The sequence below is a fragment of the Ruegeria sp. HKCCE4148 genome (assembly GCF_017872495.1).
Classification (GTDB): domain Bacteria; phylum Pseudomonadota; class Alphaproteobacteria; order Rhodobacterales; family Rhodobacteraceae; genus Ruegeria.
In genome coordinates, this window is record NZ_JAEDOS010000004.1 from 74,853 (window position 1) to 96,866 (window position 22,014).

Below are 22,014 nucleotides of genomic sequence, written 5' to 3' on the forward strand. Positions count from 1 at the left end.
CTTGTTCTCAAAAAAACGAAGAGATCTCGTTCAGGGGTTTCTTCAACTTTGCCACGGCTGGCACCGTGGCGGTTTCCGAAGGATGTCCCACTGCAATGATCATCGTCGGTTTCTCTGACGCGGGCCGGTCCAGCGCGTCGTTCAAAAACCGCATCGGGTTCGGGGTATGGGTCAAAGTGCTGAGACCGGCATGGTGCAGTGCAGCCAGCAAAAAGCCGGTGGCAATGTTCACGCTTTCCGGCACGTAGTAGTTCTTGTATCGCGTCCCATCTTCGAATTGTCCCCAGCGCTGGGCGAACACCACGAGCAGCCAGGGTGCAAAAGTCAGATGCTCTTTGACTGCGTTGGTGCCGATGGGCTCAAGCGCTTTGATCCACTCGTCGCCCGCGCCGCCCGCATAGAACCGGCGTTCTTCCTCTTCGGCCTCTTCGCGGATGCGTTGCTTCAGGTCAGGGGCGGAGATCGCAGCAAAGTGCCACGGTTGGTGATTGGCGCCAGAAGGCGCAGTGCCCGCTGTGCGCAAACACGTTTCGATTACAGAGCGGTCCACGGGGCGGGGGCTGAAATCCCGCACCGTATGGCGCTGGCGCATCTTGTCGTAGAACTGTTGTGCGGCACCTTGCATGTCCGCGTCGCTGATCTCGGATCGGTCCGGCAGGGGAATGGGATTATAGCTGAGGGCATCGCGTGAGAACATCGGTTCCTCCGAAACTGTGGTGTGCGATCAGTTCGCGCTGGGCGGTAACAGGACCTGCTTGGCGGCACGTCGAACGGCATGTGTAAGCGGTTTGAGGGCGGGTGCAAGTACGCGACCGACCTGCCAGTTGAGGGCAACATCCAGCGGAGCATTAGCGAGGAGGGGTTGCAACCGCCCGTCTTCCAAGGCGTCTTTGGAAAGGACTGCTGGGTTCATGCCCCATCCCAGACCGGCAATCGCGGCATCCACGAACCCGTTCGAGGACGGCAGGAAATGAAACGGGGGCGACAGGTTAGGCGCGGCATATTTCGAAAGCCATGCCTTCTGCAGACTGTCCTTTTGGTTGAAAACCAGGCAAGGCGCTTTGCCGAGCGTGCCCTTGTTCACACCGTCCTTGAACCACGTTTCGATGAAGGCAGGGCTGGCTGTGGGCAGGTATCGCAGGACACCCAGCGGCGTCACATCACACCCTGTAACAGGACGCCCGCCTACTGTGACGGCGGCGCTGACCTCGCCGCGTTTCAGCCACTCGGCCGAATGATCCTGATCGTCGATGACAAGATCAAACAGCATATCGGGTACTTGCGCCATTGCATCGATAAACCAAGTGGCCAGTACATCAGCAGGCACAGCAATGCGAACCCGCGCCGACACCGGATCCTGTTCCAATGCCAGTTCGCGGGCCAATTGCGACTCAAGCAGTCCAACATCCTCGGCATAGCGGGCAATGCGCAGCCCTGCGGGTGTTCCAGTGCAAGGTGTACCCCGGCGGATCAGCGCCGCACCTACACGATCCTCCAGCGCCTTGATCCGCTGGGAAATTGCCGAAGGCGTGACAGCCAATTCCACGGCTGCAGCCTCAAAGCTGCCAAGCCGCAGAATGGTTGACAATGCGGAAAGTTGATTGGGGTCTAGCAACATTAGCTTTGCTTAATTCGGAATAGAATCTTTAATTTGATAGATTCCCCGATGGGGCTTAGTCAACGCTGCCAAAGCGCAGGAGGTTCCATGCCCACATCCACGATCGCCGGTTTTGCACTGGGTTTCAGCCTGATCCTCGCGATCGGTGCGCAAAACGCCTTTATTCTGCGGCAGGGGTTGCGGCGCGAGCATGTATTTGTTCTGTGCCTGACCTGCGCGATATCTGATGCGTTGCTGATCGGGGCAGGTGTCGCGGGATTTGGTACGCTCGCGCAGGCGGTGCCGTGGTTCGAAACCGTGATGCGTTATGGCGGAGCCGCGTTCCTAACTTGGTATGGGCTGCGCAGCTTGCATTCGGCATGGCGGGGCGGCGCGGTGATGGAGATCGGCAATGGCCAGCGCACCAGCCTGAAGGCCGCGTTGCTTACGGTACTCGCGTTCACCTGGCTGAATCCGCATGTCTATTTGGACACAGTGGTCTTGATCGGTTCAATCTCGGCGCAGTATGACGACCGTCTGGGGTTTGCGCTGGGCGCGATGACCTCCAGCTTTGTGTTCTTCTTCTCGCTTGGATACGGCGCGGGTATTTTGTCGCCTGTTTTTACGAGACCCCGGGCGTGGCAAGTACTGGATGCCGGAATTGGCGTCGTCATGCTGGGTATCGCACTGAAACTTGTTGTCATGTGAAGGGTTGTTCCTGGCTCGGTTTCGGTGTTCAACCTAGGCCATGACCTCACACACCGTTTCGTCCCGTCCTCTTGCAGGCATGTTCTGGATGTTTGCCGCCGGGCTGTCTTTTGTTGTAATGACAGCTTTGGTGAAGTCGCTGGGCACGACCATCAACCCGATTCAGGCTGCGTTCCTGCGATACGCCCTGGGCTTGGCGTTCCTTCTTCCGGCACTGCGGTCGATCATGGCGACCAAACTGACACCCCGGCTGTTGACCCTGTTCGGGGTGCGCGGGGTGGTTCATGCGGTTGCTGTTATGCTGTGGTTCTTTGCCATGACACAGATCCCCTTGGCAGAAGTCACGGCCATGAATTACATGACGCCCGTTTACGTGACTTTGGGCGCGGCCCTGTTTTTGGGGGAAAAGCTGGCCTTTCGGCGGATCGCGGCAATTCTGGTTGCTTTGGTTGGTGTGCTGATCATCCTACGGCCAGGGTTTCGAGAGGTGTCAGCGGGCCATCTGGCTATGCTGGGGACGGCGCTGACACTGGGCGGTTCTTATTTGCTGGCAAAACTGTTGGTGCGGGATGTGCCACCTTCTGTCGTCGTGGCGCATTTGTCGATTTGGGTGACGCTTGCGCTGATCCCATTTGCTGTGGCCGTCTGGACGCAACCCAGCTTGCGCGATCTCGGGGTTCTGTTTCTGGTGGCCTGTTTTGCCACCGCCGGTCATTATTTCATGACGCTGGCCTTGCAGGCTGCACCTGTGGCCGTCACGCAGCCGATCACGTTTCTTCAACTCATCTGGGCCACATTGCTGGGCGCAGTCGTGTTCCATGAAAGCGTTGATATCTGGGTCGTCGCCGGAGGCACATTGATCCTGTGCGCCGTCAGCTTCATCTCATGGCGCGAAGCAGTCCTGAATCGTCGAGACTTGACGCCCCCGAGTATTGCTCCGAAGCTGTGATACCGGCACCATCGAGACCTTCATTGATTGACGAGTCAATAAAAAACTCCTAGTTTGGAGTCATAACGCCTGTTCAGGGGGTCATGATGCCAAAAGTTGGAATGGAGCCAATCCGCCGCGATGCTATTGTCCGCGCGACAATTGCCGAGCTGGGTGTGCAGAAATCCCTTGATGTTACAGTTAGCCAAATTGCGAAACGGGCAGGTATGTCCAGCGCGCTGGCGCATCATTATTTCGGCGGCAAGGATCAGATTTTTCTGGCGGCGATGCGTCAGATCCTTTCGGATTTCGGTGATGAGGCGCGGGCCAAACTGAAGGCATCTGCTCCGGAAGGCCGGGCGCAGGCGATCATTGAGGCGTGTTTCGCCCCCTCGTGTTTCACACCTGACGTGATCGCTGCGTGGATGACCTTCTATGTTCTGGCGCAAACCAATGATGATGCACTGCGCTTGTGGCAGATCTATCAGGCACGCATCCGTTCAAACCTGATCCACGCTTTGCGCGCCAGGATGCAGGACCCGGTTGAAGCTGCTGAAAACATGATTGCTCTTATTGACGGGTTGTACATCCGCGCGGCGCTCAGCGCGCCGGAAGAACCGCAACTGGCCGTGTCACACGCGAAACGCGTGCTCAACACTCTGCTCGAGGCTGAAAAATGACAAAACCGAACGTTCTGATCCTGATGGTGGATCAGCTGAACGGAACCCTCTTTCCCGACGGTCCCGCAGACTGGCTTCATGCCCCGAACTTGAAGAAGTTGGCCGAACGTTCGACCCGGTTTGCAAACGCATACACGGCGTCGCCGCTCTGCGCGCCGGGGCGGGCCAGCTTTATGTCCGGTCAATTGCCTTCGCGCACAGGCGTCTATGACAACGCAGCTGAGTTCCGCAGCGACATCCCCACTTACGCACACCATTTGCGCCGGGCCGGGTACTATACCTGCTTGTCTGGCAAGATGCATTTTGTCGGTCCTGATCAGATGCACGGGTTCGAAGATCGTCTGACCACCGACATCTATCCGGCCGATTTTGGCTGGACCCCGGATTATCGAAAACCGGGCGAGCGGATCGACTGGTGGTACCACAATATGGGTTCTGTCACCGGTGCGGGTGTGGCCGAGATATCAAACCAGATGGAGTATGACGACGAGGTTGCCTATAACGCCAAGGCCAAGCTCTATGATCTGGCGCGCGGTAAGGATAATCGTCCGTGGTGCGTGACCGTCAGCTTCACGCATCCCCACGATCCATACGTCGCCCGCCGCAAGTACTGGGATCTGTACGAGGATTGTGAGCATCTGCTGCCCGAGGTCGCTGATATCGGCTACGACAATCAGGACCCACACGCCAAGCGTATCTTCGACGCCAATGACTGGCGCAGTTTTGACATCACCGAAGAAGACATCCGCAAATCCCGCCGCGCCTATTTTGCCAATATCTCCTATCTGGATGACAAGATCGGTGAGATCCTCGAAGTGCTGGAAACCACCCGGCAAGAGGCGATCATTCTCTTCGTCTCGGATCACGGCGATATGCTGGGCGAACGCGGCTTGTGGTTCAAAATGAACTTCTATGAAGGTTCAGCGCGTGTTCCCTTGATGATTTCATCCCCCGATCTGCCTTCAGGCCGGATCGACACTCCGGTGTCTACTATCGACGTAACGCCAACCCTTGGGGCATTGGCAGGGGTCGATATGGATGAAATTGCACCGTGGTCGGATGGTGAAAACCTTGTGCCTCTTGCGCAGGGGGGCGAGCGCACCGCGCCGGTAGCGATGGAATACGCGGCAGAGGCATCTTATGCGCCGCTGGTCTCGTTGCGCTATGGCAAGTGGAAATACAACCGCTGCGCGTTGGACCCTGATCAGTTGTTTGATCTTGAGGCCGACCCTCACGAAATGACCAATCTGGCAGACAGCCCCGAACATGCAGGTACGCTTCAAACCTTGCGCGCAAAATCCGAAGCCCGCTGGGATCTGGATCGTTTTGACGCCGAAGTCCGAGCCAGCCAGGCAAGGCGCTGGGTCGTCTATGAGGCGCTGCGCCAGGGTGGATATTACCCGTGGGATTACCAGCCGCTGCAAAAAGCATCGGAACGCTACATGCGCAATCACATGGATCTGAACGTCGTCGAGGAAAACGCCCGCTTCCCGCGCGGCGAATAACCTCGTCATCTTTTCGAAAATACTCCCGCCGGAGGCATCCAGCCTTCTCGGCGGGGCAGGAGTTATGGAAATGGAAGCAGATTTTGTCATCGTTGGCGCCGGCTCTGCCGGATGCGCAATGGCATATCGTCTGAGCGAGGCAGGGGCCTCGGTTCTGGTGATCGAACATGGCGGCACCGATGCGGGGCCGTTCATCCAGATGCCAGCGGCGCTGAGCTATCCGATGAACATGTCGCGCTATGACTGGGGCTATCAATCCGAGCCTGAGCCGCAACTGAACAATCGCCGTCTGGCCTGTCCGCGCGGCAAGGTGATAGGCGGTTCGTCCTCGATCAACGGAATGGTTTATGTGCGCGGCCATGCGCGCGATTTCGACACCTGGGCCGAGATGGGTGCAGACGGGTGGTCCTATGCTGACGTACTGCCCTATTACAAGAGAATGGAAAGCTGGCATGATGGCGGCCATGGCGGGGATCCGTCGTGGCGCGGTACAGATGGCCCGCTGCATGTTTCACGCGGTCCACGTGAAAACCCCCTGTTTAAGGCGTTTGTGGATGCCGGCCGGCAAGCCGGATACCAGGTTACGGGCGACTATAACGGCGAAAAGCAGGAAGGTTTTGGCCCGATGGAGCAGACCGTCTGGAAAGGACGGCGTTGGTCCGCAGCAAATGCCTATCTGAGACCTGCACTAAAACGCGACAATTGCGATATCGTTCGGGGTCTTGCTTCTAAAGTCGTGATGGAAAACGGTCGCGCCACAGGGGTGGAATTGATCCGTGGCGGCAAGAAAGAGGTCATTAAGGCTCGGCGTGAGGTCGTTCTGGCGGCGTCGTCGATCAACTCGCCCAAGCTGTTGATGTTGTCCGGAATCGGCCCGGCAGCGCATCTGGCTGACCATGGAATCGATATTGTGGCGGATCGTCCGGGGGTTGGCGCAAACCTGCAGGACCATCTGGAACTTTATATCCAACAAGCCTCTTTGCAGCCGATTACATTGTACAAACACTGGAACCTATTCAGTAAAGGTCTGATCGGTGCGCAATGGCTGTTTACCAAGACGGGTTTGGGGGCGTCGAACCAGTTCGAAAGTGCAGCCTTTATCCGATCGAAACCTGGTGTTGAGTACCCTGACATTCAGTATCATTTCCTGCCCATGGCAGTGCGTTATGACGGGCAGGCAGCAGCGGAAGGCCACGGGTTCCAGGCGCATGTCGGTCCGATGCGGTCTCCGTCGCGTGGATCTGTGACGCTGCGATCCGCTGAAGCTGCGGATGCGCCAGTCATAAAGTTCAATTACATGAGCCACGAAAAGGATTGGGAAGATTTCCGGACCTGTATCCGTTTAACGCGCGAAATCTTTGGTCAGGACGCGTTCGAACCCTATGCCGGCAAGGAAATCCAACCGGGCGCTTCTGTGCAATCAGACGAAGAACTGAACGGCTTTATCGCGGAGCATGCGGAAAGCGCCTATCATCCTTGCGGTACCTGCCGAATGGGGCGAGCGGATGACAAAAACGCAGTGGTCGATCCCGAAGGTCGTGTGATTGGGGTAGAGGGGCTGCGCGTTGCCGACAGTTCTATCTTCCCGCAAATTACCAACGGCAATCTTAACGCGCCGTCGATCATGGTGGGAGAGAAAGTGTCGGATTCCCTGTTGGGCAAAGACCCGTTGCCCAAAGCCAATGACCGGCCTTGGATCCACCCGAACTGGGCAACGGCACAGCGTTAACCTTTTGACATGCCCCCGCTTGAATACGCGTGATTTCAGGCGCATATCGGGGACATGTTAAGAATTTGTTTAGCTTTTGTTCTCTTTCTGCCATCTGTCGCGTTGGCCGCAGAACGATTTATGGGGCAGATTCACGTGATCGACGCCGATACATGGGGTGTGGGCGGAGTCCGGGTTCGGTTGCATGGCATTGATGCCCCCGAGATAGATCAATCCTGTCATGACACCGAAGGTTCTCGCTGGCCATGTGGTGCGTGGGTTACGCAGGTCGTTCGGCAGAGGTATCAGGGTAAAACAGCGACTTGTGTGCCATTGGACCGGGATCGCTATGGCCGGGTTGTCGCAAAATGCACGTCGGGTGGGCAGGATGCAGCAGATCAACTGGTGCGGCAGGGCCTAGCCTTTGCCTGCCTCAAATATTCCAGTGCCTACGCCAGCGTTGAGAGGGACGCAAAAAGCCGAAAATTGGGGCTTCATCAGCAGTATATTCAAGTGCCTTGGGTGCACAGGGCGGCGGGAAAGTCACGATCGACAGTGAGTTGTCGGATCAAAGGGAATATCTCTGCGAAAGGGGACCGAATTTTTCACGTACCGGGCCAAAATTTTTATGCCAAAACTGAGATTGATATGTCCAGGGGCGAACACTGGTTTTGTTCTGCCGCTGAGGCTCGCGCTGCGGGATGGCGCGCGTCTCAGCGATGAAATTTGCGTCAAATTGATCCGCGTCAAAGCGAGCGCCGCCGGACGCATCTACGACTCATTTGCAACAACTAATTATGGAGCGAACAGGTATGTCCCACACCCCGCATGAACTGGCAGAAGAGTTCCCGGACAAAGTAGAACTGATGAGCCAGCTCAAACAGTCGGACGCGCATTTTGCCCGGCTTGCTGATGAGTATCACGAAATCAATCGCGTGGTGCATCGGGCAGAAACCAATGTTGAACCGATGGAGGAATTGGCCGAAGTGGATTTGCGCAAGAAGCGGGCAGCGTTGAAAGACGAAATCTGGGCGATCTTGTCCAAAGCCTAAGCCAAAAGGCGGGGGCTCTGCCCCCGTCGCGGCCTTGGCCGCGATTCCCCCGAGGTATTTCTGGCCAGATGAAGATCAGGTGACTTCGTAGGGCAGAGTGCCGCGTAAATCGGTGTCGATGCTGAGGCGACGTTCCAGGGGCGGGACCGAGCGCTGGTGGCAGGTTTGCCGTTCGCAGATGCGGCAAGATATGCCAATCGGTTCGTAAGAACTGGCATTGTTGATATCGAGGTTGTCGGCGTAGACAAGCGCCGGAGCATGCCGAACCTCGCACCCCAAGGCAATCGCATAGCGCCGGACAGGCGCGCCGAATGACCCGCCGGATTTCGATACATCTCGCGCAAGCGAAATATAGCGAACTCCATCTGGCGTTTCCGCCAATTGCCGAAGAAAATGCCCTGGTGTTTCAAAGGCCCGATGCACGTTCCACAAGGGGCATGCGCCGCCAAATCGCGCGAATTGAAGACGGGTGGCCGAGTGCCGCTTGGTGATCGTGCCAGCCTGATCCACGCGAACGAAAAAGAATGGGATACCTTTTGCTCCGGGGCGTTGGAGCGTCGATAGCCTATGGGCAATCTGCTCGATAGAAGCGCCAAATCGATTGCTCAGCAGTTCCAGATCGTGGCGCTCCTCTTGCGCGGCGGTCAGGAAGGTCGAATAAGGCATCAAAGACGCGCCGGCGAAATAATTGGCCAGTCCAATCTTTGCAATTGACCGGGCCTCTTCGCTTTGAAACTTTGCAAAATCCAACGTTGCTTCCAGCAGCTTGTCCTGGCTGATCAAAGCAACTTGTAACAGCAATTGAAACACTTGGGTTTGCGGAGCAGCGCGCGAGGACAGGCGGAGAATCTTGCTTTCAGAATCGTATCTGCGCAGGGGGTCCATGTCTGAAAAAACGACCTGAATACCGCGTTCTGAAAGGCTGTTCAGGGCGGCCTGCCGAATCCCACCAGGCCCGTCTGCCCGGTTGGAAAACAATTCTGCTGCCCTGTCCACGGCGTCGATATAGTTGTCGCAATAATGAAAGAAATCCCGCACCTCTTCCCACGGGCTGGCCTGAATGCGGGCATCTTCCCGACCCAGTGCTTCGTCCAGTGAGGCCAGGCGCTCGTGAGTTTGGCGGTAGGTTTTGTGTAATTCGATGAATGCGCGGGCCAAAGCGGGGGCGTTCGAGGCGGTCAGGCGCAAATCGGCCAGCGGAGGTTGAATGTCGGCAAACACCGGGTCGGCCAATGCCTCGCGCATGTCGGAGACAAGGCGTTCGCTATCGCCTGTGCTGAGTTCGGTCACGTCCATGCCGAATTCTTGCGCCAGAGCCAAAACAACCGTTGTTGAAATCGGTCTGTTGTTGTTCTCCATCTGGTTCAGGTAAGGCAGGGAGACACCCAGCTTGGCTGCGAATTCCCGCTGGGTCAGGGTCAGTCGTGTGCGCATCTCGCGCAGCTTTGCACCCGCATAGAGTTTTTGAGTCGCCATTGAGGGCCTTTGCAAGTTTTCTAAACTCGAAGTCTAACTTTGCAAACCTATCCATGCAAGCTGTCAGAGCCCCAATTGCCGTTCGCGTCGGATGACGGCCGCTATGGCGCAAATGGCCAGCAGGGCGGTTGTCAACATCAGCCACAACAGTGGCATTGCGCCGGTTTCGTGGGTCAGCAATGCGCCTGCCAGTGCGCTGAGTCCCGCACCACCGCCCAACATGATAGCACCACTCAGACCCGACGCGGTCGCCGCCAGATGTGGGCGAACAGATAGGGCGCCCGATGTTGCATTGGGAATAACCATGCCGTTGCCCACACCTACAAAGGTCATAAGTCCAAAAAAACTGAGTGCCGTACCGCTACCTGCCAGAAAAAGCAGGGCTGACAGCGCGACGCCGAAGGCGTTCAACAGGCTGCCCCAAAGCACCATGCGATTGACACCAATCCGTACGGAGTATCGCCCGCTGATGAAGTTCCCCGCAAAATATCCGACGGCCGGCGCGCCAAAATAGATACCGACCTGAGCAGCGCTCAACCCAAATAATTCCGTTCCGATGAACGGAGCGCCGCCCAGATAGGCAAAGAAGGCCCCTGACGAGAAGGCGCAGGCCAGTGAATACCCCCAGAAGCGAGGTGAGGTTAGCAACTCGGGGTATTCTTTGAATTGCTGTACAAGCGATTTCCCGCTTTTCGCTGCAGTTTCGCCGAAATCCGTGAATGTAAGGAACAAGGTTAAAGTGCCGATGGCAAATGGCAGCCAGAAATTGGCCTTCCAGCCGAGCGTCTCTTCCAGAATGCCGCCTATGGCAGGGCCGATCATGGGGACCACAGCCATACCCATGGTCACATACCCGATCATCGACGCAGCCTGATCCTGATCGTACATGTCGCGTACTGCGGCGCGGCTGAGTACCATACCCACCACCACAACCGCCTGGCACATCCTGAAAACCAGAAAGATCTCGGCGTTGGGCGCGTAAATGCATCCCAGGGTCGCCAGTAGGAACAGCGCAAGACCCCAAAGCAGAACGGGTCTGCGACCTGCCTTGTCAGCGAGCGGTCCGATCACAATTTGCAGAATGGCGTTAATCAGCAGGTACAAAGCAATCGATAGCTGCATAACTTTGTAATCGGTTTCGAAATACAGCGCCATGTTGGGCAGGCTTGGCAGGAAAAGGTTCATGCTCAGGGCGGACAAGCCCGAAAGCAAGACAAGCGTTGCCAATGTAGGTGGTGTGCGCGGCACGGCGCCAGAGCTGAACTGCATGGTTCACATGTATAGCCACGGAATTTCGGAATGCCAGTCGTTGCCAAAAATCAATGCGATACTTAGCTAATTTGCAGTTATCCAGATTGGTATTGCTAGTGTTTTGCAAATTTGCGGAAAAGGTCTTTGGTTGAGCAAGTCGAGCGGGTAGTGTCGCGCCAAATTTAATAGGGGATACTCGTCATGAAAGACATCCTTTCTGAGTTGGAAGACCGCCGCGGCAACGCACGACTGGGCGGTGGGCAGAGACGGATCGATGCCCAACATTCACGTGGCAAGTTGACGGCGCGTGAGCGGATCGAGTTGTTGCTGGATGAAGGCAGTTTTGAAGAATTCGATATGTTCGTCAGCCATCGCTGCACCGAATTTGGGATGGAAAACCAAAAGCCTGCAGGTGACGGGGTTGTCACCGGCTGGGGCACGATCAATGGCCGTATGGTCTATGTGTTCAGTCAGGATTTCACCGTCTTTGGTGGATCGCTTTCGGAAACCCACGCACAGAAGATTTGCAAGATCATGGATATGGCGGTGCAGAATGGAGCACCTATCATCGGGATCAACGACTCGGGTGGGGCGCGAATCCAGGAGGGCGTTGCCTCGCTGGCAGGGTATGCCGAAGTGTTCCAGCGCAATATCACGGCGTCCGGCGTCGTTCCGCAGATCAGCGTAATCATGGGCCCATGTGCCGGTGGCGCGGTTTACAGCCCGGCGATGACCGACTTCATCTTCATGGTCAAAGATTCGTCTTACATGTTTGTGACCGGTCCCGACGTTGTCAAAACCGTCACCAACGAGGTCGTAACCGCCGAGGAACTGGGTGGTGCTTCGACACATACCAAGAAGTCTTCGGTTGCGGATGCGGCGTTTGAGAACGATGTCGAGGCTTTGGCAGAAGTCCGTCGACTGGTGGATTTCCTACCTCTAAACAATCGCGAGAAGCCCCCGGTCCGCCCCTTCTTTGACGAGCCTGGCCGGCTTGAGCCGTCGCTGGACACGCTTGTTCCTGACAATCCCAACACGCCCTACGACATGAAGGAGCTCATTACCAAGATTGCGGATGAGGGCGACTTTTACGAAATCCAGGAAGACTTTGCCAAAAACATCATCACCGGCTTTATCCGTCTAGAGGGTCAGACCGTTGGGGTCGTTGCCAACCAGCCGATGGTATTGGCGGGATGTCTAGACATTGACAGCTCGCGCAAGGCGGCGCGCTTTGTGCGTTTCTGCGATTGTTTTGAAATTCCGATCCTGACATTCGTGGATGTTCCGGGCTTCCTGCCGGGCACGCAGCAGGAATATAGTGGTGTGATCAAACATGGCGCGAAGCTGCTTTATGCCTATGGCGAGGCCACAGTGCCCAAAGTGACCGTGATCACGCGAAAAGCCTATGGCGGTGCTTATGTGGTTATGGCGTCCAAGCACCTGCGCGGTGATTTCAACTATGCCTGGCCTACAGCCGAGATCGCTGTGATGGGTGCAAAAGGCGCAACTGAAATCATCCACCGTGCTGACCTCGGAAATGCGGAAAAGACAGCACAGCACGTCGCGGATTACGAAGATCGGTTTGCGAATCCCTTTGTTGCGGCCGAGCGCGGCTTTGTCGATGAGGTGATCATGCCTCAATCGACCCGCCGCCGCGTGTCCCGGGCATTTGCCAGTCTGCGAGGTAAGCAGCTGAAGAACCCTTGGAAAAAGCACGACAATATCCCGCTGTGATCAATCCGGGGCAGCGCAGCCTGCCCTGGTGTTCCTTCACGCCGTCCGGCTGAAGTTTGGGCGAATATTGCCCAAAATTGAGGCGGAATTGACAAGAATCGGCAAATAGTTGAATGATCCGACCCTTTAGACATAGATCAGCGCAGTTCAAAAGCACTGCGCGCGCGATCCCGGAAGGAGGAGCTTGCCCTTGGCGAGTCCGGGGTCGCGCCATTTGTCTGATGTTCAGTGCGCTCTGTTCTCCGGGTCTTGCTCAATCAGATGCGCCGTTGCCGGTACCCTCGGGCCAACCTGTGCATTTGGATGACGTTCTGCTTGATAACAATCCGGGCGAGTTGTGGGTGCGCTTTCGTTTCATTGCGCCAAGGATCGGCGGGACGGTAGGGCGGATCACTTATGATGTGGCGTCCAAGGATATGGAGCACTTGTGCCAAATTCTGGCGGTTCCCTATGTGGCCAAACATGAGCTGCAGCCTGCGCGGGTTGTCATTTCGTTGTCGGACAGACCGCTGGAATTTGGCGATGTCGCCCCGGACGCGACGCAATTTTTTGAAGCCTACCGGCTGGAGCAGTCCCGGTGTATCTGGGAGGGGCTTTGATCATGAACTTTTCCCGTCATGACGTCAGAGCATCTCAGACCAACGGTGCGGCTTTGGAGGTGCGCAACATGATTCCATCCCTTTTCGGGCATGATTTGTGCTTGTCTGTACGTGTTAAGCCGGGGGTGCTGACATGTTGAAGCATCGTGGCTTCCCCGGTCGCCTGACCGGTACGGATTTTCAGTTCACCATTCGTCGCGCCAATCCAAAAGGTGTGACGCCTCTGACCCGTCGGGAACGGTTTCGCGATCGCAGGCCTGCTGACAAGCGCGCAGATACCGCGTTCATGGAAGCGCTTTGGGTTCATTTCGGTGATCAGCCGTTCGAACGGGGCAACCTGGATGCAGGTCGCCTGAGCTGGTTGTTCGGGCGCGAGGTGGTTCCTGCAGAGGATCCGTTTGATCCGGCCAGTTATGATGCACTTTTGGTCATTGATGTGGATGCGGCTCGCGCATCCTTTCCTGATGTCATCGACGAGTTGGGCTGATTTTGACATTGGCTACCGCATATCAGAGAGCCGAACCCGGTGTTGCGGCGATCCTGCCCAAAGCCGGGCAGGATCTATGTGCGGTGTCAGAAGTTCAGCTGAGCGGCAAGCTGAACGCGATTGCCATCAAAGGTACGGCCGGTGGACGCGTCGTTCCGCTCACCATAGATGTACTCGGCGCTGAGGGTCAGATTGTCGGTCGCCTTGTAGAACGCGTTGACGTGGATCGTTTCCAGCTCGGTGAAGGACAATGTGCCGGTCGAGGTGGGAAGGTCATAATCTTCGCGACCATATGCAATGCCGACATTCCACTTCGGACTCAGGTCTTGTCTGAACTCGATAGTGTAGCCGTCAACATCATTCGCCTGACCTCCGACAATCGCATCTCCAATGCCGACGAGGTATGGGCCAAGGGCCTCACCCGTTACATAGTTGACCTGGAACAGCCCGCCTTGCCACGGGCGTACCGAGGCAGAGGCAGTAAAGCCTGTTTGGTCAACTTCAACACTGCCGGAATTGGCTTTGCCGTAAAGCACCGCACCGCGTGCGATGTAGGTGCCGTCGTTGTATTCCGCCGAGGCCGTGAGGACCGGATCGTCAGAGTTCGAACCGCTGACATTTTCTTCGACCGAAACGGCAAACTGAGCATTGCTTCCAAGCTGTCCAGTGTAACGCAGCTGCGGAACACGGGCGAAGGCGACGCCGACCGGGCCGTTGAATTCGACCGAGGTAGGATAGGAATCAAGCGGTTGGAAGTTGGTCCAGTACTGACCGATCAGGTACTGGTCCCCGATCGTGATGTTTGCGTGACGCACACGCAGCTCAGCGGTACCACCCGAGCCAAACAAGTCAAGTTCCAACTGCCCGCCGATGTCTCCGATTCCGCTTGGCGTGGAGGTGCGCAATCCGATCCGCGATTGGCGCACCGTGGCGCCAAAGGTGCCATCAGTCGCGGCAGAAGGTTCACCGATAACATTCACGAAGGCAGTGTCGCCCTGATCGAATTCGAAGTCATAGAAGAAATCGGCCTTGACGTAACCGTAAACGTCCAAAGTGGTGTTACCGATCCGAAAATCTCCGTCGGCGGTGCTGTTATTCGCGGATTCCAGCGCCTCGACCCTCGCGCGCAGTGCGTCGAGCTCGGCTTGGGTCTGGGCTTCCTGAGCATAAGCAAGGGTGCTGGTCACACTGAGTGCAGAGGCAGCAAGCAGGAGTGCCTTCAGTCTTGTAGTCGTCATGTGGGTATTTCCTTGTGTGCGAGTGTGCAAACCCAACGTTTCACGCGTTCAGTAGCGACGGAAATCACAAGGGTGAGACGAAAAACTATAATTTTCTCATGGAATTGTGTGGCTGAAGCTAAGAAAAATCACGACTGGGTGAACCGATCTGTCAACCATATGAATCCAAATACGATTTTGCTTATCAAACAAGTGTCATGCCGTGATGCCGCGTGTGTAAAGCTTCTGTGCGAGGAGCCGGTTTGTAACAGAAATGTGACGGGCAAGATGGCTTCGCTATCCGTGGGTCGTAAAAGAGGTTTCGGCGCAAACTTGCGCGAGGTCTCGCTGCATGGGCAGATTCCAGCCGAGACAACGCGCAGAAACAATGCTGTGTTTTCTGGTGAGATTGTGGCGTGCAAGGTGAACGAGCCGTGCGGCTCTACTTTGCCTGCGCCGCACGTGCACCTACTATTCCGTACCCCTTCCTCACGCGGGCAGGCTTGTGTTCCCCACAAAGACCTGTCCGCGTTTTTCTTTTTGCGAGAACGCGGCGAACAAAGGCAAAAACCTGCACAAATTCTGCCTGTACACTCTTTGATATTGAATAACAGTCTGCGTTTCGCGCATCTGACGCCCAACAAACCAAGAAACCAAAAAGGGCAGATATCATGCGAATCTCACGGCTCATCTTTGTTGCGACGATCTGCGCGGGCTTGGCTGCGTGCGGCGACACCACAGGCGAACAGGCTATCCTGGGTGGTGGGGCCGGCGCTGTCGGCGCAGCCGTCCTCAATGCCGACCCGCTTTTCGGCGCGGCCGTCGGCGCAGCGGGCAACGTGCTTTACTGCAAAACGCAGAACACCTGTAACTAACGCATCATTTTGGGGGCGCCTTTCGTCCCGTCCGTCATCGCGCATCACGCCGTCGCGGGGATCGTTCCCTGCGGCGGCGTTTTGCGTTTCCAGAACACCAAGCCAAAGGACGTTCCATGTTCAATAAGATCCTGATCGCCAACCGGGGCGAGATCGCCTGCCGGGTCATCAAAACCGCCCGCAAAATGGGTATCGGCACAGTTGCCATTTATTCGGACGCGGACAAGAACGCGCTTCATGTGTCGATGGCAGATGAAGCCGTGCACATTGGGCCGCCGCCAGCCAATCAGTCTTACATCGTGATCGACAAGGTCATGGACGCTATCCGCCAAAGCGGTGCACAGGCCGTTCACCCTGGTTATGGCTTCCTGTCGGAAAACGCCAAATTCGCCGAAGCGCTGGAAGCCGAAGGCGTGGCCTTTGTCGGCCCCCCGAAAGGCGCGATCGAAGCGATGGGCGACAAGATCACCTCGAAGAAAATTGCTCAGGACGCAAATGTTTCGACGGTTCCAGGCTACATGGGCTTGATCGAAGATGCGGATGAGGCGGTCAAAATCTCGAATGAGATAGGTTATCCGGTCATGATCAAGGCCAGCGCCGGGGGCGGTGGTAAAGGCATGCGGATCGCGTGGAACGACGAAGAAGCGCGCGAGGGCTTCCAGTCGTCCAAGAACGAGGCCGCGAACTCGTTCGGGGATGACCGGATTTTTATCGAGAAATTCGTCACCCAGCCGCGCCACATCGAAATTCAGGTTTTGTGTGACAGCCACGGAAACGGGATCTATTTGGGCGAGCGCGAATGCTCGATCCAGCGCCGGAATCAGAAAGTAGTGGAAGAGGCACCGTCGCCATTTCTTGATGAAGCAACCCGTAAGGCGATGGGCGAACAAGCTGTGGCCTTGGCCAAGGCCGTGGGTTATTCCAGCGCAGGTACGGTGGAATTCATCGTCGATGGGGAAAAGAACTTCTACTTCCTCGAAATGAACACCCGCCTGCAGGTGGAACACCCGGTCACTGAGCTGATCACAGGCGTTGATCTGGTGGAACAAATGATCCGCGTGGCCGCTGGTGAGCCATTGTCGATCACGCAAGACGACGTGACGCTGACTGGCTGGGCGATTGAAAACCGCCTGTATGCGGAAGATCCCTATCGCAACTTCCTGCCCTCGATTGGCCGTCTGACCCGTTATCGCCCACCGCAAGAGGTTGCGGCTGGTCCGATGCTGGTCAACGGCAAATGGCAGGGCGACGCGCACGAAGGTGAAGCGGCAGTGCGCAACGATACCGGCGTCTACGAGGGCGGCGAGATCAGCATGTATTACGACCCGATGATTGCAAAACTCTGCACCTGGGCACCGACCCGCGAAGCCGCGATTGAGGCGATGCGCGTTGCCCTGGACAGTTTCGAGGTTGAAGGCATTGGTCACAACTTGCCGTTCCTGTCTGCTGTGATGGACCACCCGAAGTTCATCAGTGGTGACATGACCACGGCTTTCATTGCCGAAGAATATCCCGATGGGTTTGAGGGCGTATCCTTGCCCGAAGATGACCTGCGCCGGATCGCGGCGTCCTGTGCGGCCATGCACCGTGTGGCCGAAATCCGCCGCACCCGCGTGTCGGGTCGGATGGACAATCATGAACGCAAAGTTGGCAAACGCTGGGTTGTATCGCTGGAAGGTCACGAATTGCCGGTTCAGGTGAACGCTGACAAAGAAGGTGCAACCGTCAAGTTCGAAGATGGCTCGACCCTGCGTGTGGCCTCGGATTGGACGCCGGGTGATCAACTGGCCGTATTAGATGTCGATGGCAGCCCGTTGGTTCTGAAGGTGGGCAAGGTTTCGGGCGGGTTCCGCATTCGCAACCGGGGGGCCGATTTGAAGGTTCTGGTGCGCCGTCCGCGTCAGGCAGAGCTGGCCAAACTGATGCCAGAAAAACTGCCGCCGGATACCTCGAAAATGCTGCTGTGCCCGATGCCAGGCCTGGTCGTGAAGATCGACGTGGAAGTCGGGCAAGAGGTACAGGAAGGTCAGGCGTTGTGCACGATTGAGGCGATGAAGATGGAGAACATCCTGCGCGCCGAGAAGAAGGGCACTGTTGCCAAGATCAATGCTGGTCCCGGCGACAGCCTTGCCGTAGACGAAGTGATCATCGAGTTCGAATGATCATGAAGACGCTTTCGACACATCTTACAAAGGCTCCGGCGTGCCACGCCGGAGGCCGTGGAGGTGTCGAAAGTGTTCAGCCACCCTCGCGCCGTTCGCGGATTTCGCGCTCACGCAGGGGTGTCTTGTCGATTGATCGGCCGATCTCGCGAACGCTCCAAGGGGAGGGTTTGCGTAGTTTCACCACGCCGTCTTTGTCGACAAACACCATCTGGAACCCGCGCGGGCGCAGTTGCGCCCTGATCGGGGATTTCGCTGACGGGTCGGTATCAGTCAAGACCACGACGTCCCGGTCACGCATGGCCTGTTCGCCATCCAATAGCATGTCGATCTGTTGTTGGAATCGCGGGTCGGCTGGCGTGTCTGCAAAGACAACGATAGGGCGGTTGACCCATAGAAAATCGCTGAGTTCGCTGTCGCCTGCCGGGCGAACAAAGCTGTCATCTGATGGTGCCGTGCCGTCCGCCGCCCAAGCGGCCAGCGGGATTAGTGCCGAGAAAACAAAGGCAAGCGTGCGAGTCATGTGGCCTCCTGTTCTTTCGAATATAGCCCCTGTCTCCGCGATTGCGACTGACGATTTACGCAGAACACTCAAAATTTTGCGCTTGCGCCCCGACGCAATTGTCAAGCGCATGACCTAAATGCGGACGTTTTGCGACGGCCGCCACCCGAATTGACGAGAGGAAATCGAAATGACCGACACGAAGGACTGGAAAGCGCTGGCCGAGAAAGAGCTGCGCGGACGTCCGTTGGACGATCTGACCAAGGAAACGCTGGAAGGCATCGCCGTCAAACCACTTTATACGCAAGAAGATACAGCAGATCTGCCGCATATGGGCTCGCTGCCGGGCTTTGGCCCGTTTACGCGCGGGGTGAAGGCGACGATGTATGCCGGTCGTCCGTGGACGATCCGCCAGTATGCGGGCTTTTCGACAGCCGAGGAGTCAAACGCCTTCTACCGCCGCAACCTGGCAGCAGGTCAGCAGGGTGTCTCAGTCGCTTTCGATCTGGCCACGCACCGTGGTTATGACAGTGATCACCCGCGTGTTGTAGGCGATGTGGGCAAGGCCGGTGTGGCCATCGACAGCGTGGAAGACATGAAGATCCTGTTCGATGGTATTCCGCTGGATAAGGTCTCGGTCTCGATGACCATGAACGGTGCGGTGGTTCCGATCCTGGCCAGTTTCATCGTTGCGGGGGAAGAGCAGGGCCATGACAAATCGGTGCTGTCCGGCACTATTCAGAACGACATTCTGAAAGAGTTCATGGTGCGCAACACCTATATCTATCCGCCCGAGCCGTCGATGCGGATCATTTCGGACATCATCGAATACACCTCGAACGAGATGCCGAAATTCAATTCAATTTCGATCTCGGGCTATCACATGCAAGAGGCCGGGGCGAACCTGGTGCAGGAATTGGCCTATACGTTGGCGGACGGACGCGAATACGTGCGCGCCGCGACCGAGGCCGGGATGGACGTGGACAAGTTTGCAGGCCGTCTGTCCTTCTTCTTTGCCATCGGCATGAACTTCTTCATGGAGATCGCCAAACTGCGCGCGGCGCGGACCCTATGGCATCGCGTGATGACCGAATTCGGTGCAAAATCCGAGCGGTCAAAGATGCTGCGTACCCATTGCCAGACCTCGGGCGTGTCGTTGCAGGAGCAAGATCCCTATAACAACGTGATCCGCACAGCCTATGAAGCGATGAGCGCGGTTTTGGGTGGCACCCAGTCGCTGCACACCAATGCGTTGGACGAGGCGATTGCACTGCCAACTGACTTCTCAGCGCGCATTGCTCGGAATACCCAGCTGGTGTTGCAGGAAGAGACCGGTGTGACTGATGTGGTCGATCCCTTGGCGGGCTCCTACTATGTCGAAAGCCTGACCAATGAACTGGTCGAAAAAGCCTGGGCCCTGATGGAAGAAGTCGAGGAAATGGGCGGCATGACCAAAGCCGTTGCCTCGGGCATGCCCAAGCTGCGCATTGAAGAAAGCGCCGCTCGTCGTCAGGCCATGATCGACCGGGGCGAAGAGGTGATCGTTGGCGTCAACAAATACCGCAAGGAACAGGAAGATCCGATCGACATTCTGGATGTCGACAACGTTGCGGTGCGCGAAGCACAGGTCGCGCGACTGGAACGTATCCGCGCAACCCGCGATGAGGCCGCGTGTCAGGCTGCGCTGGACGCGCTGACCAAGACCGCTCAAGAGGGTGGAAACTTGCTGGCCGCCGCGGTTGAGGCCGCCCGCGCCCGCGCATCCGTAGGAGAGATCAGCATGGCAATGGAAAAAGAGTTCGGTCGCCACCGCGCTGAAGTGAAAACCCTGGCCGGTGTGTATGGGGCGGCTTACGAAGGTGACGAGGGCTTTGCCGCGATCCAGAAGTCCATTGAAGAGTTTGCCGAAGCTGAAGGGCGACGCCCCCGTTTGCTGGTGGTCAAGATGGGGCAGGATGGTCACGACCGGGGTGCCAAGGTCATTGCGACCGCATTTGCGGACATTGGGTTTGACGTCGACGTTGGGCCTTTGTTCCAGACACCTGCCGAGGCCGCGCAGGACGCGGTGGACAATGACGTGCATGTGGTCGGGATTTCCTCGCAAGCCGCCGGGCACAAGACGCTGGCCCCGCAGTTGGTCGAAGAGCTCAAGAAAGCCGGGGCAGAGGATATTATCGTCATCTGCGGTGGCGTGATTCCGCAGCAGGATTACCAGTTCCTCTACGATCACGGCGTAAAAGCGATCTTTGGGCCGGGCACCAATGTTCCCGAAGCCGCGCAGGACATCCTGCGTCTGATCAACGAAGCGCGGGGCTAAACAGTGGCCAAGATTTTTCGTCGAAAAATCTTGTGATCTCGCGCCGATGGCGGAAACATTCGACCAGACCTGATTGGGTCTGGTCGAATTGTTTTTAGGAGGGGCGCATGTTGCTCGATCATCTGGCCGTTGCAGGCGAAACGCTGGAAGAAGCATCCGCACATGTCGAACAGGCTTTGGGCGTTGCGTTGCAGGCGGGCGGCAAGCACGAGAAGTTTGGTACCTATAATCGACTGCTGGGGCTCAAGGATGGTCTGTATCTTGAGGCGATTTCCATCGATCCTGACGCCCCCCAACCAGAACGAACCCGCTGGTTCGATCTAGACCGGTTTACGGGCAAACCCCGCTTGAGCAACTGGATTTGTCGCGTGCCAGACATCGAAGCCTCGCTGTCGGTGTTTCCCGATGGTATCGGGACACCGATTGATCTGACTCGTGGTGCCCTGCGTTGGCGTATGGCCGTGCCGCCGACCGGCCGACTTCCGTTTGACAACCTTTTTCCCGCGTTGATCCAGTGGCAGGGCGATCTGCACCCGGCGCAGATGTTGCAAGACAGCGGTTGCCGCCTGCGCAGGCTGGTCGTGTTCCACCCGGATGCGCTGACACTGGCCAAACATCTTGGCGCGTTGGACTGGGTGGTGTTCGACACTGGGCCAGCTGCCTTGCGGGCCGAGGTTGATACCCCGCACGGTCTGCGCGTGTTGGAATGAAGGTTCGCCCCGCACAGCCAGCAGATGCGCTTGCGATTGCCGAGATCGCCAATCAGATCATTCGCGAGACGCTGGTCACGTTCACCACCGATACTCGCAGCGCTGAGAGTATCGCCGAAGATATCCACGCCCGAGGTCCCGGGTTTCTGGTTGCAGAAATTGAAGGCCGCGTGGTCGGGTTTGCGACCTTTGGACCTTTCCGCTCGGGCCCGGGTTATGCGCATAGTTGCGAACACTCCATCCAATTGGCGCCTGAAGCGCGCGGCCAAGGCGTGGGCCGCGCCCTGATGGTCGCACTGGAGAAAGCTGCGCGAGCCAAGGGGGTCCACGTCTTGGTTGCTGGTATCTCATCCGCAAACCCGTCTGCTGTTGCATTCCACGCAGCGTTGGGGTTCGAACAGGTCGGGGTTATGCCTCAAATCGGTTACAAATGGGGGCAGTGGCTGGATCTTGTGCTGATGCAGAAAATTCTTTCCCCGGATTGATCTATCGCACCTGACAGTCCC

At 57.0% G+C, this 22,014-nt stretch carries 21 protein-coding genes; 15 read left to right on the forward strand and 6 right to left on the reverse strand.

Annotated features, from left to right (window positions below; all coding sequences use genetic code 11):
- Positions 1-7: 7 nt before the first annotated feature.
- On the reverse strand, positions 8-697 hold the full coding sequence (locus I9187_RS13715; protein WP_171175471.1) for a nitroreductase family protein: 690 nt from the start codon (positions 695-697) through the stop codon (positions 8-10).
- A 27-nt stretch (positions 698-724) separates the two neighbouring features.
- A complete protein-coding gene (locus I9187_RS13720; RefSeq protein WP_171727837.1) occupies positions 725-1,618 on the reverse strand; it encodes a LysR family transcriptional regulator ArgP in 894 nt (297 codons plus the stop codon).
- An 87-nt stretch (positions 1,619-1,705) separates the two neighbouring features.
- On the opposite strand from I9187_RS13720, the gene I9187_RS13725 reads away from it, so the two are divergent.
- From I9187_RS13725 to I9187_RS13755, 7 genes are all read left to right on the forward strand, one after another.
- Complete coding sequence (locus I9187_RS13725) at positions 1,706-2,305, forward strand: LysE/ArgO family amino acid transporter (protein ID WP_171175467.1); 600 nt, start codon at positions 1,706-1,708, stop codon at positions 2,303-2,305.
- A gap of 40 nt (positions 2,306-2,345) precedes the next feature.
- The gene (locus tag I9187_RS13730) at positions 2,346-3,254 is read left to right on the forward strand and encodes a DMT family transporter (RefSeq protein ID WP_171175465.1); all 909 of its coding nucleotides are present in this window, start codon (positions 2,346-2,348) and stop codon (positions 3,252-3,254) included.
- Positions 3,255-3,340: 86 nt separating this feature from the next.
- Positions 3,341-3,913 (forward strand): transcriptional regulator BetI, encoded by a 573-nt coding sequence (gene betI / locus I9187_RS13735; protein ID WP_171175463.1) that lies wholly within the window; start codon positions 3,341-3,343, stop codon positions 3,911-3,913.
- Positions 3,910-5,418 (forward strand): choline-sulfatase, encoded by a 1,509-nt coding sequence (betC, locus tag I9187_RS13740; RefSeq protein WP_209940221.1) that lies wholly within the window; start codon positions 3,910-3,912, stop codon positions 5,416-5,418. Before betI ends, betC begins: the two co-directional genes overlap by 4 nt.
- A 70-nt stretch (positions 5,419-5,488) precedes the next feature.
- A complete protein-coding gene (gene betA / locus I9187_RS13745; RefSeq protein WP_171175458.1) occupies positions 5,489-7,147 on the forward strand; it encodes a choline dehydrogenase in 1,659 nt (552 codons plus the stop codon).
- A 120-nt stretch (positions 7,148-7,267) separates the two neighbouring features.
- Positions 7,268-7,849 (forward strand): thermonuclease family protein, encoded by a 582-nt coding sequence (locus I9187_RS13750; RefSeq protein ID WP_245223225.1) that lies wholly within the window; start codon positions 7,268-7,270, stop codon positions 7,847-7,849.
- Between the two features lie 89 nt (positions 7,850-7,938).
- Complete coding sequence (locus I9187_RS13755; RefSeq protein WP_171175447.1) at positions 7,939-8,178, forward strand: YdcH family protein; 240 nt, start codon at positions 7,939-7,941, stop codon at positions 8,176-8,178.
- 75 nt (positions 8,179-8,253) lie between these two features.
- On the opposite strand, the gene I9187_RS13760 is transcribed toward I9187_RS13755, so the two are convergent.
- A complete protein-coding gene (locus tag I9187_RS13760) occupies positions 8,254-9,654 on the reverse strand; it encodes a helix-turn-helix transcriptional regulator (protein WP_171175445.1) in 1,401 nt (466 codons plus the stop codon).
- A gap of 63 nt (positions 9,655-9,717) precedes the next feature.
- Positions 9,718-10,923, reverse strand: a complete 1,206-nt coding sequence (locus tag I9187_RS13765; protein ID WP_171175443.1) for a multidrug effflux MFS transporter — start codon at positions 10,921-10,923, stop codon at positions 9,718-9,720.
- Between the two features lie 183 nt (positions 10,924-11,106).
- Here I9187_RS13765 and I9187_RS13770 point away from each other — a divergent pair, with 183 nt between their 5' ends.
- The 3 genes from I9187_RS13770 to I9187_RS13780 all read left to right on the forward strand — a co-directional run bounded on the left by I9187_RS13770 (position 11,107) and on the right by I9187_RS13780 (position 13,725).
- Entirely contained in the window at positions 11,107-12,639 is a 1,533-nt protein-coding gene (locus I9187_RS13770; RefSeq protein ID WP_171175441.1) for an acyl-CoA carboxylase subunit beta, read from the forward strand.
- Between the two features lie 221 nt (positions 12,640-12,860).
- Positions 12,861-13,238, forward strand: a complete 378-nt coding sequence (locus I9187_RS13775) for a DUF6497 family protein (RefSeq protein WP_245223226.1) — start codon at positions 12,861-12,863, stop codon at positions 13,236-13,238.
- 133 nt (positions 13,239-13,371) lie between these two features.
- On the forward strand, positions 13,372-13,725 hold the full coding sequence (locus I9187_RS13780) for a hypothetical protein (protein ID WP_171175437.1): 354 nt from the start codon (positions 13,372-13,374) through the stop codon (positions 13,723-13,725).
- 86 nt (positions 13,726-13,811) lie between these two features.
- Here I9187_RS13780 and I9187_RS13785 read toward each other — a convergent pair whose 3' ends face one another.
- Positions 13,812-14,963, reverse strand: coding sequence for a DcaP family trimeric outer membrane transporter (locus I9187_RS13785; protein ID WP_171175435.1), 1,152 nt, complete (start codon positions 14,961-14,963; stop codon positions 13,812-13,814).
- Between the two features lie 650 nt (positions 14,964-15,613).
- Here I9187_RS13785 and I9187_RS13790 point away from each other — a divergent pair.
- Both I9187_RS13790 and I9187_RS13795 read left to right on the forward strand, forming a co-directional pair.
- Complete coding sequence (locus tag I9187_RS13790) at positions 15,614-15,817, forward strand: hypothetical protein (protein ID WP_171175434.1); 204 nt, start codon at positions 15,614-15,616, stop codon at positions 15,815-15,817.
- A 116-nt stretch (positions 15,818-15,933) separates the two neighbouring features.
- Positions 15,934-17,979, forward strand: a complete 2,046-nt coding sequence (locus I9187_RS13795) for an acetyl/propionyl/methylcrotonyl-CoA carboxylase subunit alpha (RefSeq protein WP_171237216.1) — start codon at positions 15,934-15,936, stop codon at positions 17,977-17,979.
- Between the two features lie 76 nt (positions 17,980-18,055).
- On the opposite strand, the gene I9187_RS13800 is transcribed toward I9187_RS13795, so the two are convergent.
- Positions 18,056-18,502, reverse strand: coding sequence for a DUF4174 domain-containing protein (locus I9187_RS13800; RefSeq protein WP_171175430.1), 447 nt, complete (start codon positions 18,500-18,502; stop codon positions 18,056-18,058).
- Positions 18,503-18,671: 169 nt separating this feature from the next.
- Between I9187_RS13800 and scpA the strand changes: the two genes are divergently transcribed.
- From scpA to I9187_RS13815, 3 genes are all read left to right on the forward strand, one after another.
- Complete coding sequence (gene scpA, locus I9187_RS13805; protein WP_171175428.1) at positions 18,672-20,798, forward strand: methylmalonyl-CoA mutase; 2,127 nt, start codon at positions 18,672-18,674, stop codon at positions 20,796-20,798.
- A gap of 107 nt (positions 20,799-20,905) precedes the next feature.
- Positions 20,906-21,508 (forward strand): VOC family protein, encoded by a 603-nt coding sequence (locus I9187_RS13810; RefSeq protein ID WP_171175426.1) that lies wholly within the window; start codon positions 20,906-20,908, stop codon positions 21,506-21,508.
- On the forward strand, positions 21,505-21,993 hold the full coding sequence (locus tag I9187_RS13815; protein ID WP_171175424.1) for a GNAT family N-acetyltransferase: 489 nt from the start codon (positions 21,505-21,507) through the stop codon (positions 21,991-21,993). Before I9187_RS13810 ends, I9187_RS13815 begins: the two co-directional genes overlap by 4 nt.
- The last annotated feature ends 21 nt before the right edge of the window (positions 21,994-22,014 follow it).